The sequence below is a fragment of the Candidatus Competibacter denitrificans Run_A_D11 genome, from assembly GCF_001051235.1.
GTDB classification, from domain to species: Bacteria; Pseudomonadota; Gammaproteobacteria; order Competibacterales; family Competibacteraceae; genus Competibacter_A; species Competibacter_A denitrificans.
This window is the reverse complement of record NZ_CBTJ020000057.1, coordinates 43,398-61,221: the sequence shown is the minus strand read 5'-3', so window position 1 is coordinate 61,221 and position 17,824 is coordinate 43,398. Positions and strand designations below refer to the sequence as shown.

General features: G+C 55.8%; 18 protein-coding genes. 10 read left to right on the top strand and 8 right to left on the bottom strand.

Annotated features, from left to right (window positions below; all coding sequences use genetic code 11):
* The first annotated feature begins 13 nt into the window (after positions 1–13).
* The 8 genes from BN873_RS12630 to BN873_RS12600 all read left to right on the top strand — a co-directional run bounded on the left by BN873_RS12630 (position 14) and on the right by BN873_RS12600 (position 8,103).
* Positions 14–568, top strand: a complete 555-nt coding sequence (locus BN873_RS12630; protein ID WP_053085346.1) for a DoxX family protein — start codon at positions 14–16, stop codon at positions 566–568.
* A gap of 37 nt (positions 569–605) precedes the next feature.
* Entirely contained in the window at positions 606–1,190 is a 585-nt protein-coding gene (locus BN873_RS12625; RefSeq protein ID WP_048674202.1) for a protoglobin domain-containing protein, read from the top strand.
* Between the two features lie 158 nt (positions 1,191–1,348).
* Complete coding sequence (locus BN873_RS12620; protein ID WP_048674200.1) at positions 1,349–1,588, top strand: EF-hand domain-containing protein; 240 nt, start codon at positions 1,349–1,351, stop codon at positions 1,586–1,588.
* Positions 1,589–1,818: 230 nt separating this feature from the next.
* Positions 1,819–3,783, top strand: a complete 1,965-nt coding sequence (locus BN873_RS18835; protein WP_053085345.1) for a sigma-54-dependent Fis family transcriptional regulator — start codon at positions 1,819–1,821, stop codon at positions 3,781–3,783.
* A gap of 159 nt (positions 3,784–3,942) precedes the next feature.
* Positions 3,943–4,740: an alpha/beta fold hydrolase gene (locus tag BN873_RS12610; protein ID WP_048674198.1), complete on the top strand. Its 798-nt coding sequence runs from the start codon at positions 3,943–3,945 to the stop codon at positions 4,738–4,740.
* Positions 4,741–5,118: 378 nt separating this feature from the next.
* Positions 5,119–5,439: a hypothetical protein gene (locus BN873_RS20120; RefSeq protein WP_139031716.1), complete on the top strand. Its 321-nt coding sequence runs from the start codon at positions 5,119–5,121 to the stop codon at positions 5,437–5,439.
* 393 nt (positions 5,440–5,832) lie between these two features.
* Positions 5,833–6,654 carry a glucose 1-dehydrogenase gene (locus BN873_RS12605; protein ID WP_048674196.1) on the top strand — a complete coding sequence of 274 codons (822 nt, stop codon included), beginning with the start codon at positions 5,833–5,835 and terminating at the stop codon, positions 6,652–6,654.
* A gap of 3 nt (positions 6,655–6,657) precedes the next feature.
* Positions 6,658–8,103 carry an FAD-dependent oxidoreductase gene (locus BN873_RS12600; RefSeq protein WP_048674195.1) on the top strand — a complete coding sequence of 482 codons (1,446 nt, stop codon included), beginning with the start codon at positions 6,658–6,660 and terminating at the stop codon, positions 8,101–8,103.
* Positions 8,104–8,205: 102 nt separating this feature from the next.
* Here the strand turns inward: BN873_RS12600 and BN873_RS12595 are convergent, their stop codons facing one another.
* The 8 genes from BN873_RS12595 to BN873_RS12565 all read right to left on the bottom strand — a co-directional run bounded on the left by BN873_RS12595 (position 8,206) and on the right by BN873_RS12565 (position 12,006).
* Positions 8,206–8,661 (bottom strand): hypothetical protein, encoded by a 456-nt coding sequence (locus tag BN873_RS12595; RefSeq protein WP_048674193.1) that lies wholly within the window; start codon positions 8,659–8,661, stop codon positions 8,206–8,208.
* An 80-nt stretch (positions 8,662–8,741) separates the two neighbouring features.
* On the bottom strand, positions 8,742–9,146 hold the full coding sequence (locus BN873_RS12590; RefSeq protein WP_048674191.1) for a hypothetical protein: 405 nt from the start codon (positions 9,144–9,146) through the stop codon (positions 8,742–8,744).
* 132 nt (positions 9,147–9,278) lie between these two features.
* Positions 9,279–9,737: a hypothetical protein gene (locus tag BN873_RS12585; protein ID WP_048674189.1), complete on the bottom strand. Its 459-nt coding sequence runs from the start codon at positions 9,735–9,737 to the stop codon at positions 9,279–9,281.
* On the bottom strand, positions 9,737–10,090 hold the full coding sequence (locus BN873_RS12580) for a TfoX/Sxy family protein (protein WP_048674187.1): 354 nt from the start codon (positions 10,088–10,090) through the stop codon (positions 9,737–9,739). Before BN873_RS12580 ends, BN873_RS12585 begins: the two co-directional genes overlap by 1 nt.
* Positions 10,091–10,122: 32 nt before the next feature.
* Positions 10,123–10,479, bottom strand: a complete 357-nt coding sequence (locus BN873_RS12575) for a hypothetical protein (protein WP_139031715.1) — start codon at positions 10,477–10,479, stop codon at positions 10,123–10,125.
* Between the two features lie 114 nt (positions 10,480–10,593).
* A complete protein-coding gene (locus tag BN873_RS12570) occupies positions 10,594–10,830 on the bottom strand; it encodes a hypothetical protein (protein ID WP_048674255.1) in 237 nt (78 codons plus the stop codon).
* Entirely contained in the window at positions 10,817–11,089 is a 273-nt protein-coding gene (locus BN873_RS19580; protein WP_082161269.1) for a BrnT family toxin, read from the bottom strand. Before BN873_RS19580 ends, BN873_RS12570 begins: the two co-directional genes overlap by 14 nt.
* A gap of 482 nt (positions 11,090–11,571) precedes the next feature.
* Positions 11,572–12,006 (bottom strand): hypothetical protein, encoded by a 435-nt coding sequence (locus tag BN873_RS12565; protein WP_048674183.1) that lies wholly within the window; start codon positions 12,004–12,006, stop codon positions 11,572–11,574.
* Between the two features lie 532 nt (positions 12,007–12,538).
* Here BN873_RS12565 and BN873_RS12560 point away from each other — a divergent pair.
* Together BN873_RS12560 and BN873_RS12555 are read left to right on the top strand one after the other, a co-directional pair.
* Positions 12,539–15,364 (top strand): MGH1-like glycoside hydrolase domain-containing protein, encoded by a 2,826-nt coding sequence (locus BN873_RS12560; protein ID WP_048674181.1) that lies wholly within the window; start codon positions 12,539–12,541, stop codon positions 15,362–15,364.
* A 3-nt stretch (positions 15,365–15,367) separates the two neighbouring features.
* The gene (locus BN873_RS12555; RefSeq protein ID WP_082161268.1) at positions 15,368–17,494 is read left to right on the top strand and encodes an FAD-dependent oxidoreductase; all 2,127 of its coding nucleotides are present in this window, start codon (positions 15,368–15,370) and stop codon (positions 17,492–17,494) included.
* Positions 17,495–17,824: the final 330 nt, after the last annotated feature.

Sequence of the window (17,824 nt, the reverse complement as noted above, 5' to 3'; positions counted from 1 at the left end):
TCAGGAGAACGCGATGATGGCCACCACCCACCTGCTCGACGAGCCACCCCCTCTTTCTTTCTGGGCGAGAACCGCGCCGCTGATGAAAAAAGCGGATGACCTAGTTCACAAGATCGGCGAACGGCTGACGCCGGTCGCCGATTTAATGGCTCGCTACTGGGTCGCCAGCGCGTTCTTCGCGTCCGGTCTGACCAAGACCCTGACCGGTAGCTTCACGTTGTTTGGGCATACCTTCACCTATCCAGTGAGCGTATTTCCAACCGAGAGCACGTTCACGCTGTTCCAGTATGAATACCATGTGCCACTGTTGCCGCCCACGCTGGCGGCTTATATGGGCACGGCGACGGAGCTATTACTGCCGGTGTTTCTACTGCTGGGTCTGGGAACCCGCTACGCCGCACTGGTGCTGTTCGTATTCAATGCCATCGCTGTCAGTTCCTACCCCGAACTGACCGAAGTGGGTTTGAAAGATCATCAGGTTTGGGGATTGTTGCTGTTCATCACCTTCTGCCACGGCCCTGGCAAGCTGTCTCTGGATCATTGGATCGGTCGGCTAATTCGCCGCTGAGCCGCCCTTTCCCCACGCTCGTCGAGATCGACACTCTATGAATAACCAGGCGCAACCCGTCGATGCAGTCAGCGTGGTCGAAACGGTTCCAGCGAGCTTTCCGAGTGTGGAAGAAATCGAATTACTCTGGAGAATCGGCCTATTTTCCGCGGCTGACGAGCGGGCCTTACGCAAACTATGGCGGATTCTGCAAGAGCAGGCCGATGATTATCTCGACCGGGTGCTCGGCATGGTAGCGGCCTATCCAGCGCTTGCAGATGCGCTAGCCGTATTACATAACGGGACAGCGGGGAACGTCATGGAAAGTTGCCCCCCGCTTCGCCAGATCTTTCAACGCTGGCTTTCCGAAACCTGTCTTTCGCCGCACGAGTCCTTGTGGCTTCGGCAATTGTATGCCGAACTCCCGTTAAATCCATCAGCGCAAGCGTTGCTCACACGGTTACCCGATTTTCGGTATCTGATCGCCCTGTCGTTTCCCCTACTCGCCACAGCCAATACTCTGCTGATCGATCACGGGCTGAGTCCTCAAGATATTGAGCGGATGCAGTCGGCGTTTCTAAAAGCCATCCTGTTGCAGGTGACTTTATTGAGCAAGCTTTATGTCAAGGAGGGGCTTTGGTAAATGAAATTCACGATAGAGTTTCCGACGTGGATATCAATCTGTCCAGCCTTGTTGGACAAGACAATTCGCAGAATCGATATCCACGTCTGAAGCGCTACCGCCCAGCAAGCGGCAGTACAACCACTGAGTACTAGACCTAAAGTATCGAGGAAATTGCAATGAAAACGTCGATCAAACTGCCTGTTATCCTGATTTCCACTCTAGCTATGGGTGTTGCGTTCGCCCAAGGCTTCAACATGAAAAATGCACAAGAAATGGATGAGAACCATGATGGTAAAATTACCAAGGAAGAATACATGAAGCATAGTAAGGATATGGCAGCCTGGGCTAAAATGGATACCAACAAAGATGGCGTTTTAGATGCAAAAGAAATTCGGCAGGGCTTCAACAGCAAATAATGCTGCTTATTAAGTGGCACTCTTTTTTCACAGCCCGCAGTGGCCATTACTGATTCCAATGGGGTGGACTAAAAACACCCCATTGTCTTTTTTCCATTCTTTAGGAACAATCGTGACTGCTAGTGGAATGGACAAGATAAAGAACGGAACCACCTATAAAATTCAGCAAAAACCGCTATAAATAAAACGAAAGATCGCTTTCTGAAAAACCGTTTTCTAAAGGTTTGACCATGAACGATATGGTTATCTCTGCTGACCGACGCGCCACGCCGCGCAGCGATATCGAACTTCTACCCGCCGACGAGCGCGACGCCATACATCTGGCCTTGCGTTCCATCGTCGAGGGCACCGCCACCGCCACCGGCGCCGAATTCTTCCGCGCCCTGGTGCGAGAACTGGCGCGGGGGCTGAACGTGCGTCACGCTTTCGTCAGCGAATTGCTGCCGAGCGGCGCCCGAGTCCGTACCTTGGCGTTCTGGTTCAATGACAAACCCGCCGACAATATTGAATTCGATCTGGAACATACCCCCTGCGAGATCGTGATGCGCGGTGAAACGGTGTATTACACCCACAAGGTATGGGAGGCGTTTCCCCATCATCTGCGGCTCAAGGATTTGGGAATCGAAAGTTATTTTGGCGTGCCGCTGATCTCTGAGTCGGGCCGCGAAATGATGGGCCACTTGGCTATCTTGCATGACCAACCGACCGTCAAGGAATTTCGGGGCCTGGCGCTGATGCGCATTTTCGCCGCTCGCGCCCGCGCCGAGCTGGAGCGCAAGCAAGCTGAACAGGCGCTGCGCAAGAGCGAGGAACGCTTGTCCAGTATTTTGGCGAGCGCCATGGACGCGATTATCACCCTCGACGCCGAACAGCACATTACTTTGTTTAATCCTGCCGCTGAAAAGATCTTCCGCTGCATGGCGGCGCAGGCTATCGGCCAGCCTTTCGAGCCTTTTCTGTCCAAACGGTTTGGCAATCTGCTCAAGGGCTATTGCCTGGCTGTCCAACCGGCCACGGTGACGTCCCAACAGCTATGGGCGCCTGAAGGATTGACCGCACGCCGTCATGATGGCGAGGAATTTCCAGTCGAGGCTACGCTGTCGCCACTGAAGATTGAGGGCCGACAGTTTTTTACCGTGATCCTGCGGGACATGACCGAACGCTGGCAGTCGGAGGCAACCCTCAAAAAGCTGCAACTGGAAAAAGTTTATCTTCAGGAGGAGATTAAAACCCGACAAAGCCCCGATCATATTGTCGGCGAGTCGCCCGCTATGCAGGAGGCTTTTGCCTATGCCGAACAAGTAGCAAGCACCGATTCCACAGTCTTACTGACTGGCGAGACCGGCACTGGTAAAAGCGTCATCGCGCGGGCTATTCACGACATGAGTGACCGGCGGGACAAGCTGTTTGTCCCGGTCAATTGCGCCGCCTTGCCCGGCGAACTGGTAGAAAGCGAACTGTTCGGCCATGAGAAGGGCGCCTTTACCGGCGCAACCACCCAGCGCAAGGGCCGTTTTGAACTGGCCGATGGCGGCACTTTGTTTCTGGATGAGGTTGGCGAATTAACGGCTGGCGCTCAGGCCAAGCTGTTACGGGTGTTGCAGGATCAGGAATTCGAGCGCGTCGGCGGGGTACAGACGCTAAAGGTCAATGTCCGACTGGTCGCCGCCACCAATCGCGATTTGGCCAAGATGGTCAAGGAAGGTGGCTTTCGCGCTGACCTGTATTACCGGCTGAATGTTTTTCCGATTCGTATGCCCTCTTTGTCCGAGCGCCCGACCGATATTCCGCTGCTGGCGCGATTTTTTCTAGACAAGTTCGCCCGAAAAATGGGCAAGTCGATTCGTGATCTCTCCCCCAGGGCGTGCGAGCGGCTATTGAATTACCCGTGGCCCGGCAATATCCGCGAACTGCAAAATGTGATCGAGCGGGCTGCTATTCTCGCCCGTGGTCCGCTATTAGAAATCGATAATGCGCTCGAACTGCGTTTGGAAACCCAAGAAACGCCGACTGCTACCGAACCCTTATTATCCTTTGAAGCGATGGAGCGGGCCTATATTCTGAAAATCCTGGAACGGACCCGCTGGGTGATCGAAGGCGAACAAGGGGCAGCGACCATCTTGGACTTGAATCCCAGCACTTTGCGTTCCCGGATGCAGAAGTTAAGTATCCGCAAGCCTAAATTATCTGCCTGAATTAACCCCCGCCTTGATGTACTGCATTCGATCACTCTGCATTGGTACAGACTCTCCTACCACTCCACGAAATAGCGTCGTACTGCGATAGATCGAATTCCTCAGCGAACTTATCCCCTTCAGCGATTTCACTAACCGTTATTTATTTGGAGAAAATCGATGCCAGAAACAACCTCGGGTGGAATGCGAATCAGCTACGATGACGCAGGCACCGGCGAACCCGCGCTCCTTTTCCTGCCGGGCTGGTGTGGCAGTCGCCGTGTTTTTACGCCACTTGCTACCCAGTGCGCCGCACAGCGACGCACGCTGGTACTCGACTGGCGCGGACACGGGCAGTCTGAAACACCCAATGGAGATTTTGGGGCAAGCGCTTTGGTTGATGATGCCCTCGCGGTGATTGCGGCCAGTGGTGCGAAGCGGGTGGTGCCCGTCGCGCTTTCGCATGCGGGTTGGGTCGCCATCGAACTGCACCGTCGGCTAGGCTCACAAGTCGGTAAGCTGGTGTTGCTCGACTGGATCCTGTTTGCGGCGCCCCCCCCGTTTCTTGAAGCACTCCAGGCGCTTCAAGATTCAATGCGGTGGCAGCAGACCCGCGAACAACTCTTTGCGATGTGGATCGGGGGCTTGGCTATTCCCGAACTCTCCTACTACGTGCGGGAGGATATGGGGTCTTACGGCTTCGACATGTGGTCGCGCGCGGGTCGGGAAATAAGCGCCGCTTACGCTCAAGCCACCAGCCCTCTGCATGCGCTGGCTACTCTCAAACCTCCGGTATCCGTATTGCATTTGTATGCCCAGCCGGACAGCCCAGATTATCTGGCAGCACAACAGGCATTCAGTGCCGAGCAGCCGTGGTTCCAGGTGCGTACCATGCCCGCTCGCAGCCACTTTCCGATGCTCGAAGCGCCCAATGAAATGGCAGCAGCAATTGAGGAATTTATTAGCGCTTCACCTTAAAGCGCGTTCTTAAGGATCTCAAAGTGCTATCGACCGCCGATCAAATGGCGGTCATCCCGCCATAACGCCCCCAAAGAAAATACCGCGCTACGACTGAGCACTGTGCAAAGCCAGAGTTGCGCGGATGCTTTTTCTGCAAACCCAATTGAAAGCCGCGTAGCTGGGCAAACACCCTCCTTTGCAGTGGAAAGAATAGCCGACCACGTTATTTAACAGCTTTACGATATATCGCGGCTGCTCTTTTTAAGCGCACTTCAGCATAATTTATAACTAATTGATAGTAATGTTTATTTTTATTTAATTGAGATGGCATGGAGGTTGCTAAATAGAGATTAACCACTGCTGTTATCTCTCTAGTAACCTATGAGGAGTCACTCGATGAATAAGACGATTCGCAACATCATCCTAATTTCCGCTTTTGGTATGACCCCTGTTTTTGCAAGCGCTGGCTCCAGCGTTTCTAGCCACGGCAGCGTAAGCCCCAGCACTGTTCAAACTATCCAATATCATGGATCGGAAAACTCTTTTGTCAGCGCTTGGAATGAAGCCCGCGTTATCACACCTTGGAATGGAGTAGAAGCCACATCTCCCACAGCTAAAAATTCCATGTCGTCTTCAGCGACAAGTATGGCTAAAACCAGTTGCACGTTAAGCCCGCGCATTGGATTCAATCAGGATAACAATTTTCCAAGTTGCTGATTGCGGATTTGCAATTGAGCCTGGCACTTTTCCGGTTGGATGAATAAATCCGCCGGAATCGTTGCTCGACAATTCTCGATGATGGCCAATTTTTATTAGGTCAATCACCATTAAATCATACTGATTTTTTACGAGAGATTTTTATTGAGCTGCTATTGACTTAATGCGTGAGGAATCGCCATGAATCAACCATCCGTTAACCGTGCTATTGATGCCAACCCAGGTATTTGAAGGAAATGGCGAATAGGCGGCGTTTTAAGCGCCGACCTATCGGCTGCCCTGCTCACTTTGATGGCGCGAGACAAAACCAAGCCGTTTCCATGGCGTCCCACTACGATAAAACCCATTCTATCCAATTGAATTGGATGCAGAATCTTCTTGAAGGAGAAATTTATGTCGCTGACTGAGACCCGTGAACCCCTTTTGAAGGGTCAGCGCGCCCTGGTGACTGGAGCCAGTTCCGGTATTGGCGCGGCCATTGCCAAGGCGCTGGCAGCGGCTGGAGCCAAAGTTGTGGTCAATTACGCCGGTGGCGCACAACGAGCGCAAACTGTGGTCGCGCAAATCCAGGCTAACGGCGGTGAAGCGATGGCAATTTGTGCCGATGTCAGCCGGGAAGAGGACGTCGAGGCGATGTTCGTCCAGATGTTCGCAGCCTGGGATAGTATTGACATTTTGGTCAATAATGCCGGCTTGCAAAAAGATGCACCGCTGGTCGAGATGAGTCTGGCTGATTGGCGGCAGGTCATCGACATTAATTTGACAGGCCAATTTCTCTGCTCGCGCGCCGCCGCCCGTGAATTCCTGCATCGGGGCATCGCGCCGGAGCTGTCACGCGCCACCGGTAAAATCATTTGCATGTCCTCGGTGCATGATGTTATCCCGTGGGCCGGACATGCCAACTACGCTGCCTCCAAGGGCGGCGTCAGCCTGCTAATGAAAACCTTGGCTCAGGAACTGGCGCCGCAACGCATTCGAGTCAACGCCATTTCACCCGGCGCGATCAAGACCCCGATCAACGCCGCTGCTTGGAGTACGCCTGCGGCAGAAGCGGATTTGCTGAAGCTGATCCCTTACCGCCGGGTTGGGGAACCCGACGACATCGCCCAAGCTGCGGTCTGGCTGGCTTCGGATGCTTCCGATTATGTCACCGGCGCCACCTTGTACGTGGACGGCGGTATGACCCTCTATCCTGGCTTCGATCAGGGAGGTTGATTTATGGCATTACCTCAGTACGACATCCTCATCATCGGTTCCGGTGCAGGCGGATCGGCGGCAGCCTATGCCCTGGCTCGCGCCGGGTGGCAGGTGCTCCTGCTGGAAAAGGGGCTAGAACTCCTGCGCGACGGTAGCACTCTCGATGTCGATAAAGTGATCCGGCAAGGGCTATTCAAGAGCAAGGAGCCGTGGCTTGACCGAAACGGTGAAAGTTTCGCACCGGAGGAATACTTTAATCTGGGGGGCAAAACCAAGTGGTATGGCGCGGCCCTGGCGCGTTTTGAGCCGCACGAATTTGAGGCCGACTCAGCCCATCAATGCCTGCCTTGGCCGATGGCCTATCAGGAATTAGCACCGTATTACGACCAGGCTGAACAGTTGCTCAAGGTCCATCGGTTTGAACCGGAACCGGATTTGCAAGCTATCGTCAGCAAACTAACGCGCAATGGCGCGGGCTGGCGTGCTCAGCCGCTGACGCTGGCCCTCGATCCTCATATCCTCGAATATCCCGAAGAAGCCAGCCACTTTGATGCCTTCGCTTCGGTCAAGAACTTGAAAGCCGACGGTGAGAATGCCTTGCTAGATCCCGTGCGGCATTTACCGAACCTGACTATTTTAACCGGTCAGGCAGTTCTCGATCTCATCGCTGACCCTGCCCGACCGGAGCATCTCCTGGGGGTTCGCACCGAAGCGGGCGCAGAATTTAGAGCCGATACCGTTTTACTGGCCGCAGGGGCGCTGCACTCGCCACGCTTGTTGCAAGATTATTTCGCCCACAGTGGATTGAGCGAACGCTTGCCGAATGCCAAGGTCATCGGGCGCAATTACAAATGCCATCTACTCAGTGCGGTGCTGGCGTTTTCAGCGACCCGCAAGACCGATTTATTGCGGAAAACCTTGTTGTTGCTCAACGAACGGCTCCCCCATAGCAGCATTCAGCCGCTGGGCTTCGATGGCGAACTGCTGAGCACCCTGATTCCGGGTTTCGTGCCGCGCTGCGTGGCCCGAGCGCTTGGCCAGCGGGCCTATGGGTTTTTCTTGCAGACCGAGGACGGCTCCGACCCCGCCAATCGCGTCATCGCCAAACTCAATGGCGCACGTTATCCGCAACTGGATTATGACCCGGAGCGACTACCGGCGGCACACGCTGAACATCGCCGCTTAGTGCGCGGCTTTATCCAATCGTTGCTGAAAATCGGTCTACCAGCGGCTGCCAAGGCGATTCCGCTGGCGGGTACGGCGCACGCCTGTGGTACCCTGGTCGCGGGCCGCGATCCTGAAAATTCGGTCGTAGATGCTCGTGGTAAAGTGCATGGGCTGGACAATCTGTACGTCGTGGACGGCAGCGTGTTACCGCGCTCCAGCCGGGTCAACCCATCGCTCACCATCTATGCCTGGGCGTTACGGGTGGCGGAACAGTTAGCACAGCGGGAACAACCCACATAAGCGACCGGCTTCCACAGTTGATCCGCTTCGGGCGAGCGGTGTGCGCGCATACTAGGGCCTTTCCGGCCCACCGAATCCAAGGCGGTGGGCATGGGTACCTGCTCATCCTGCCGGGCTTTCTTGCACATGAGACCACCTTCTTCGGGCCGCATAAACAATCGAAATAAGCAGCGGCGTAAAAAGTAGCACAATAAACAGCCATATCCAGGGGAAAGGTGCGACCATGGTCGAATTGATAGCCCAGCGTATCTTGTAGGGGCCGTACAGCCAGAAAAACTCAACTACACCAACCACCGTTGGCAGTCCTAATCCCGCAAGGAGCACCGCCATTCTGCCGCCCCATCGGGTAGGGATCACCCAGCAATTGGCAAGGAGCAAACTCGGCACAATAAAGATTGAGCCAAAAAACAAGCTCATTCCATCCCAACTGCCGGTACCGCTCTGCGATCCAATCAGAACAAACTGATAGATAATGAAAACCACAAGCGGGAGCAGAATTCCATGAGCAATTCTTGTAGTGGTAGAAACCCCCTCTTTTACGATGTATTCATAACTCACGAGGTCTTCCTTCGGCAAGCGACATCGATACCAGCGGAATGACAAGATTTGCCCATGATTCGCCAGAGAGCAAAATTATTTCATCCAGGGGGCCTACTCATTAAACCAGCAACCTTGCTGCTACGCTTACGCCAAACACGCTTGAGCAAAGCAGTTCCGCCGACCAGCGCCAAGGTGATGATCGTGGCGATCACTGCATAGCCGCCAATGAACATCCAACCCAAGGCTCCAAACTCGCCAATGCGCACAGACTGGACTGTGACCAGCATCTGGCCGAGAGCGTAGCCGAGGGGAAGGCAAACGCCTCGGACGTGGCCAACCAAGCCGCCGGTGACTGCGATTAGTAGCCACGAGAGCAACCAAATTGGCGTATCTGCGTCCCAAGGCTCGACCTGCCCTGTGAGCCAGGGCGAGAACCACCAAATAGCCACGCCGGACACGACGCCGAGTGTTAGCAGCACGAGCGTCTTACGTATTGGTGTCATCTTCGAAGCAACCTATAGCGAAGCGCCCGGGTGCAGGCTCTACTAAAGAAAGGCGTTAAACGGCACGCAAAAACAGAGCGAAGCAGCATTCTTGCACGTCTGGTTGAACACGTTGTCAGGTGCGATGTTCATTTACCCCGCGCTACCCGAAGGTTTGCGCGCCAGAAAGAATGCAATGATTATTCCCTCAACCAGAGAACCCAATAGCAAGATAGTGAGTTCAAGAGTATTCAGAAGGAATGGCTCACCAAGCAAAGTGTTGTAGATGAACCATTCCTGAAACAACCAATACATCAACCAAATTGTTAACCCCCAGAAGAGACCTTTTTTAAACCAAATCTTTCCGGGTATAGATGGCATGAGGACGTTGAACAACCAAGCGTGGATAATGCTCAATAGGACAAGGCCAGCGACCGATACCGGTATATTTCGTTTCGGGGTGATCTCTATAAAGAGCTGGCTCTGCCATTCTGGATTGTAAAGTATCGACTGAATCGGAGAGATGGAAAAGAGCGCGCCCAGCACCCCATTGCCAATAAAGCCACCAACGAGACCTGCAACCAGAATTCTCACAGCTCTGTTCTTCGTCATTATTTTCTCCTTTTGGTGGTTTGTAGTTGGCTCACAAACTCTACAGAGGAGCGAAAGATATTTATATCCTTTTGGTAGTCAGCAGACCTCGCGCGATTTATTTGAACCCACTCCCTCATTTTCGATTTACCAAGAGGCTGGAAAGGAACAACATGATCCTCAGATAGGAGTTTATTCGCTATTTTCTCAGGTATTTTTAGTCCTACTCCTTCGCCGTAGATACAGGCAAACAGCTTCCCATTTGCGTAGTAAGCGGGATAACCAAACATCTTTCCATCCACCACGCTTGGCATTTTGAGTAGTAAAGAATCGAGGACTGCCTTACGGTCAGATTCGCTGTTCGATTTTGGCATGTGTAGCCTCTATTCGCGCCCAACGCCTGTGCTCAGCCGCGCGACCGCGAAGTGGGCGCGTCGGCTGGAGCGCCTTGTTGGGCTTTCCGTTGCGTCAATAACCAGAAGACATACGCCGTGGATGCTCCGGCAAGCAATACGGGTAGAACAGAGATGGTCCAGCCCGTCTGCCAGAAAGGAAGACTCAGCGCCGGTAGCGTACTTGCTGCTAAAAGATAGCGGATGCGGTAGCGGTTCACCCACTGGAGAACCAGCGCAACCGGCAACCCATAGAAAAAAGTGAAAAAATAACCCACAACAGTGGCATTGATCGAAACGCCGATGAGTGACTGAAGCGGTGGCAGGCCCCAAACCGAAGGATCAAGCCACTCATGCAGAATGAAAAACACCCATCCGCTCGTGAGCGGAATAATCAACGGGGCAACAGCCGCCGTAAGAAGACAGGTTAGAAAAGTGGGTTTCATAAGGATCAATGTTTAAGTTCAGCCGCCGGCGTCAGCCGGTCAGCTGGAGCGCCTTGTTAGGCGGCTTGAAGCTTCAGCTATCTCTAGCAGATAACGAAGGGCTTTGTTGACAGCTTCGTCGTTTGGGAAAGCTTGTGCAATATCGGGTTCAAGGAGGACAACATTACTTTCCTCTTTGATGCGATTCGCGTATTTGCCACGCACAATTTCCCCAAAGTCTGACCTTTTATATTCAGAGCGAAGCTCGTCTGCCATTTCTGACTTAATCTTCTTCATAAATTTGCCTTTCCGCATTTGTTGCTAATCGTGCGGATATAATCCGAATCAGATTTCCGCGCTCTGTGTGAGATACCGCAAGCAAACGGCCCCGCGCAGAAACGCCAAATGTTACGAAACGTTCTTCATCTTCCGAATGATCAGGATCGTGCGCAGTAGCAGAAAAAGTATCACGCAACGCGCTAGATGCTTCTTCAAAGCTGACACCGTGCTTGCGGTGGTTTGCTGCGGCCTTTTTCGCATCCCACACAAAGCTCATAACTATCCAATGACTGTTAGACCGATTTTGAATGTTGGGTTGCCAAAAAGACGGCAATCCAACCTACTCGGCTGGCCATTTGTCACTTGGCCATTTGTTGCTGACTGGAACCCGTAACCGAGACAGCAACTCAGTATTGATGCCTGCGCCGAGAGAAATGCAAACGCGGCGGGCGATGAGTTTTTCGGATTTGGCAACCAGTACGCCAGCAAAATCTGAATATTTTTTGCAGTGAGTCTGACCTGGCCATGGGCAACCGATTTTGGCGCCCCCTTGGTTAGAGGGAGAAGCACATACGGATATAGTTCTTCCTCGTTGAACCTGACACGAAAAAACGACCTCCTCCGAAGAGCTGCATAGCGTTTCGCTTGGAAACGCTGGTGTGCTTAACACCAACAGAAAAGCAGCGGCTATTGATCCATATGTGACGCAAATCATTCTGTGTGTCCTAACACCTCACTCGATGCAGCCAAGAGAGCGAATTATTGAGGAGGCGGAGGGTCATTTCGACGCTGGCCAGAACCTGAACTATTTGTCTTCGCGATTGCAAAGCCTGCTACAGCACTAAGAATTGGAAGGCCGGCCTCTGCGGAAATTGCCTTTGTCAGCAAAAGCACGGCCAAAACAATGACGATGAGTACGGCCAGTGCAACTTGGCCATAGTGCTCCCAGAAGTCATTGCGCTTCTCAAGGTAAGCTTGATACCAGTTCGAGAGACTGCCGAATATCCACTCTTGCATTCGATGGGAGCTTGGCCCGCCCCAATGCATGAGCATCTCCCTGAACTCCAGCATGAGCTTGGAGGTCTGTTGCCCGAAGAGCGTAATGCCGAATCGATAGAGGCCGAAAAGGAAGACAAGTCCGACGAGGAGTACGAGAACTGCGATGCCATAGCGGAGAAGGACTTCGTCGTTCATGGATGGCTCCTGTGAGGCCTAACTAATGATTATACGGCTTCTGCCAATCGACCACATCTTGCTGTGGCTGATTTTAACTATTTGATTCTGTTATTCTTTATCAGCGATATAACATTCTTCACTAGACTTCTAACCCTGGAAACCCACCTGGCCTTCCGTCCCAGGCACTCGCCCATCGCGAAAAACGCGGTTGGCGCGGCAAACTATTCTAGCTGAGTCGCTTCATACGGGCTGCAAAACTTGCCTGAATGCCCAATCCCCTCTTCAAGCCCACCGTATTTAGCGGTTTTGCGATATTTCGCGGTCTCCATCCTCGCCTGACGTGCAATATCTCGAATTAATATCATTAATTATCAGCTAGTTAAAACAAAATTCTCCAGTGGCACAGGTGTTGCTCTTTCGAGTGAAGCACACTGGATCGATGAGGTTGTCTTTTTCTCTGGAAAAGAATTTTTCCCAGAAAGGGCGTCATGGCTCGTCGATCATCAACGACCGCTTAGCACTGGCAACCCCACATTCTGGAGAACCCCCCATGAAGGCCACGATTCCCCTCGACAACCCCGAACGGCTGCGTCTGGAACGCCAGCACGAAGGCCAGGAGCACTGGCGGCTGTGGGGGCCGTATCTGGCGGAACGGGCCTGGGGCACGGTGCGGGAGGACTACAGCGCCCACGGCGAAGCCTGGGAGCATCTCGACCACGACCAGGCCCGTTCCCGCGCCTATCGCTGGAATGAGGATGGTTTGGGCGGGATTTGCGACGAGCAGCAACGGCTGTGTTTCGCGCTGGCCCTGTGGAACGGCCGCGATCCAATCCTCAAGGAACGCGCCTTCGGTCTTACCGGCAATCAGGGCAATCACGGCGAGGATGTGAAGGAATACTACTTCTACCTCGACGCCACCCCCAGCCACAGCGTGTTGCGCTATCTCTACAAATATCCGCAAGCCGAATATCCCTACGGCAGGCTGCTGGAGGAAAACCGCCGCCGTAGTCGCCAAGACCCGCCGTTCAACCTGCTCGATACCGGCGTCTTTCAGGACAACCGTTACTGGGATGTGGAGGTGAGCTACGCCAAGGCCGGGCCGGACGAAATCCACATCCGCCTCACCGCCGCCAATCGCGGCCCGGACGAAGCGACCCTGCATCTGCTGCCGCAACTGTGGTTCCGCAATACCTGGGCGTGGGGTGACGAGGAGAAGCAACAAGCGCTGGCCGACTTGCGGGGCGATCCAGAGGCATCCTTCACGCAGCCGACGGGCAAGCCCATCTTGCGCACGATGCCGGCACCGACCGGCACAGCCTGGGCGGTATGCGCCGAGCACCCGACGCTGGGCGCCTATCACCTGTACGGTCGGCAAGCCGCCGAACCGCTGTACACCGACAACGAGCACAACGCCCAGAAGCTATGGGGGCTGGCCAACACGACCCCCTACGTCAAAGATGGCTTCCACCGCCGGGTGGTCAACGGCGAACGGGCGGCGGTCAATCCCGCCTTGCAGGGCACGAAATTCGCCGCCTGGCATGTGCTGACCGTGGCGGGCGGCCAGCAAGCGCAAATCGAATTGGTGTTGAGCGCCGCATCGCTAGAGCGACCCTTCGCCAACCATGAAAAGGCGTTCACCGACCGCCAAGCCGAAGCCGATGCGTTCTATCGGGCGTTGCTGCCAGACGCCTCCGCCGAAGATCAGCGCATCCTGCGCCAAGCCTCGGCGGGCATGATCTGGAGCAAGCAGTTTTTTCACTATGACGTGGCCCGCTGGCTGGACGGCGACCAGTTCCCGCCGCCCGATACCCGCAAAGGGGGCCGCAACCGCACCTGGCGGCATCTCAAAGCCGCCGACATTATCTCCATGCCCGATAAGTGGGAGTATCCCTGGTTCGCGGCCTGGGACTTGGCCTACCATTGCGCGGCGCTATCGCTGCTCGATGTCGATTTCGCCAAGGAGCAAATCGAGCTGGTGCTGCGCGAACGCTACCTGCACCCCAACGGCCAGATTCCCGCCTACGAATGGGCCTTCGGCGATGTCAATCCGCCGGTGCACGCGATGGGCGCGCTGAAAGTGTTCCGCGCGGAGCGGGTGCAGCGCGGTCGGGGCGACCTGCATTTCCTGGAGCGGGTGTTTCACAAGCTGCTCTTGAACTATGGCTGGTGGATCAACCGCAAGGACAGCGAAGGCAACAACGTGTTCGAAGGCGGCTTCCTCGGCCTCGACAACATCTCGGTGTTTGACCGCTCCCGCCCGCTGCCGACGGGTTACGCGCTCAAGCAAGCCGACGCCACCGGCTGGATGGCGATGTTCGCGCTCAACATGACCGTGATCGCCTTGGAGCTGGCAGCCGAAGATCGGGATTACGAAGACATCGCCATCCAGATTTATCAGCAATTTCTGGCCATTGCCAACGCCATCGCCGGTCATGCCGGCAATGACGTGTCGCTGTGGGATCAGAAAGCGGGTTTCTTCAAGGACTTGGTGGTTTGCCCCGACGGTCAGATTCAGCGCATCGACGTGTATTCCTGGGTTGGGCTGATTCCACTGTTCGCCTGCGAAGTGGTGGACCGGCGTTTGCTCGCCAAGACGCCACGCTTTCGGGAGGTGTTACGCCAGCACCGCCACGGCGTATTCGACGGCAGCGTGATCTGTCAATGTCCGAATTGGGAGAACGAACGGGGCGAGCATCTGCTGGCGCTGGTCACCCACCGGATGCTGCCGTCTATTCTCAAACGATTGCTGAATGAGGACGAGTTCCTCTCGCCGCATGGCGTGCGCAGCGTCAGCCGCCTGCACGCCACGCAGACAAACTTGGGCACGCTGCCCGGCGTCGGCGAAGCCCTCATTGAGTACGTGCCCGGTGAATCCAATTCCGGCCTGTTCGGCGGCAACTCCAACTGGCGCGGCCCGATCTGGCTGCCGACCAATTACACCCTGGTGCAGGCGCTGGAGAAATTCCACCGCTTCCTCGGCGACAACTTCACCATCGTTGTGCCCAGTCTGGGCAACCGCGAGCTGAATTTGCGGGAAATCGCCACCTTGATCGCCGAACGGTTGGTAGACATCTACCGCCGCGACGCCCACGGCCAAATGCCCGCATTCCCCGCCGACAGCCCCTTCCAGCACGATCCGCACTGGCGCGAGTTGCTGCAATTTTACGAATATTTCCACGGCGATACGGGCGAGGGGCTGGGTGCGGCCCATCAAACCGGCTGGACCGGCTTGTTGGCCAATCTGGTGACGCGCCGCTATCGGCGGGCAATCCCCACCTACTGGCAGCAGCAAACGACGACCTCAGCGTTGACCGAGGGGCCGCACGCCGCACCAGATGATGCGCTGCTGCCGGTTCCCAGCACAGTGGAGGGCTAAACCATGCTCACCGCCACTGTCGCCGCTGTCCGCCACCGTCGGGCTAATGTCATCGCTGCATTTCTCAAGCGCGTAGATGAAACACTGCGGGTCGCTGAAGCCACGTTCTATCCGTTCCTGGATTTGTTGATTCGACTGTGGCTGGCACAGGTGTTTTGGGTGTCCGGCGTGCTCAAGCTGGCCAATTGGGACAACGCGCTGACGCTCGCCACTTACGAATATCCGGTGTCTTGGCTGAATCCGGTGACAGCGGCTATCGTCGGGGTAACCCTTGAAGTCGTCGGCTCGATGTTGCTCGCCTTCGGGTTGGCGACCCGGCTGGCAGCACTGGCGCTGCTGCTGCTGACCTTGGTCATTCAGTTTGAATACCTCGCCCTTGACCAGCATTTGTATTGGGCCGCTTTATTTGGCTGGTATGTCATCATGGGTGCGGGATCGATTTCCCTGGATCGATTGCTGGCATCTGGGCTAGCCGCCTCGGCGCTGCCATTGGTCAAGCCGCTGGCTCGGCTCTACGCCGCGCTTACTCGCACGCTTGGCCCGGTCTATCAACTGGCGCTACGGCTTTGGCTAGCCAGCCTGTGGTTTACACCCGTGCTGGTGGGGCGTTCGTTGCTGGAGGCGGTGCTGGGTTTCGTCAGCCCCTTGTTGGCGTTGGGCTTGGCGACCCGCTTGGCGGCGATAAGTGCGGCGCTGGCGTTGCTCGGGGCGGGCGTTATGGGTGCGGACGAGGTTCAGACGCTCAACCGGCTTTATCAATGTTTTCTACTGGGACTCATTGCACTGCGCGGGCCGGGACCAATCGCTGCCGATGCACGCCTAAAGCGACAACTGGCCCGCTGGTTTCCACCGCTGGAAAGCTGGGCCGACGCCGCGCTGGCCGATGTGCCGCATGTGGTGATCGTCGGTGCTGGTTTCGGTGGATTAAAGGCCGCACACGGTCTGCGCTTGGCAGCGTGTCGGGTCAGCGTGATCGACAAGCGCAACTATCATCTGTTTCAGCCGTTGCTGTATCAGGTGGCTACCGCCAGTTTATCGCCCGCCGATGTCGCCACCCCGATTCGGTCGCTGTTCCGGGATCAGCATAATGTGCGGGTTTTGCTGGGTGAGGTAGCGGATGTGGAGACCACGATACGTCAGGTCATTCTGCGCGACGGTTCACGCATCAATTACGACTATTTGGTGCTGGCGACGGGTGCACGGCACAGCTACTTTGGGTGCGACGATTGGGAACCCTACGCGCCGGGTTTGAAGCAGATTGACGACGCCACCGCCATTCGTCGTCGGCTGCTGCTGGCCTTCGAGCAAGCCGAAAACTGTGCTGATCCCGAAGAACGGCAACGGCTGCTCACTTTCGTGATCGTCGGTGGCGGCCCAACCGGGGTGGAGTTGGCCGGAGCCATCATCGAGCTGGCCCGGCACGGACTCAGCGGCGAATTCCGCAACATCGACCCAGCACAAGCGCGGGTGCTGCTGGTGCAATCCGCGCCGCGTCTGCTACCCGCATTTGCTGAAGCATTGTCCGCAGTATCGGCGCAATCGCTGCGCACCTTGGGCGTGGAAGTTCTGCTCAAAAGCCGGGTGGAGAAGATCGACGCCGAAGGGGTGCTGGTGTCCGGCCAGCGGATCGGCGCGCGCACCATATTTTGGGCAGCCGGGGTGATGGCTTCGCCCGCTGCGCAATGGCTCAAGGTCGAAGCCGATGCCGCCGGTCGGCTCAAGGTCGGGCCGGATTTGGCCGTGCCGGGCTTGCCTAACGTGTTCGCCATCGGTGACACTGCCCTGAGCGAAGCCTGGGATGGCCAGCCGGTGCCGGGACTTGCGCCCGCCGCCAAACAGCAGGGCGCGTATGTGGCCAAGCTGATCAAGGCGCGGCTGGAAGGTCGTAGCGGATGGCCGCCGTTTCGTTATGGGCATCTGGGCAATCTCGCCACCATCGGTCGCCAGGCGGCGGTCGTGGAGTTCGGCGGGTTGCGCTTGAGCGGGGCGCTGGCCTGGTGGCTGTGGGGCATCGCGCATGTGTTCTTTCTGGTGGATACCCGCAAGCGCCTATCGGTCGCTATCGAGTGGTTCTGGGCCTATCTCACCTATAAACGCGGCACCCGGTTGATTACCGGCGGCCGCGAATGAGGTCTATCCCTTTGACATCCTCCTCGTCCTCAAGGACGGGGATGCCTGATTTCACAATCAGGGTTTTCTGCTTCGTGGAGGATTGCCCAGAGGAGTGAGGCTTGGTTTTCGCCGATTCGATTCCCCGGAGTGGGGAGTCTTACGCGGTTCGAGCCGCAGCCAGAAACTCCCCCAGGTCTCACATCCTCTCCACAGACTTCACATTCCGCAAGCCCTGCGGTAGGTCTTGAATAGGAGACATTGACGATGTTACCCAAAAACGCGGTACTTCAACAGTCCCCGCCAGGGGGACTGCCGCGCCGTCCGCTATCCCTCTCCAGCCTAAAGGCT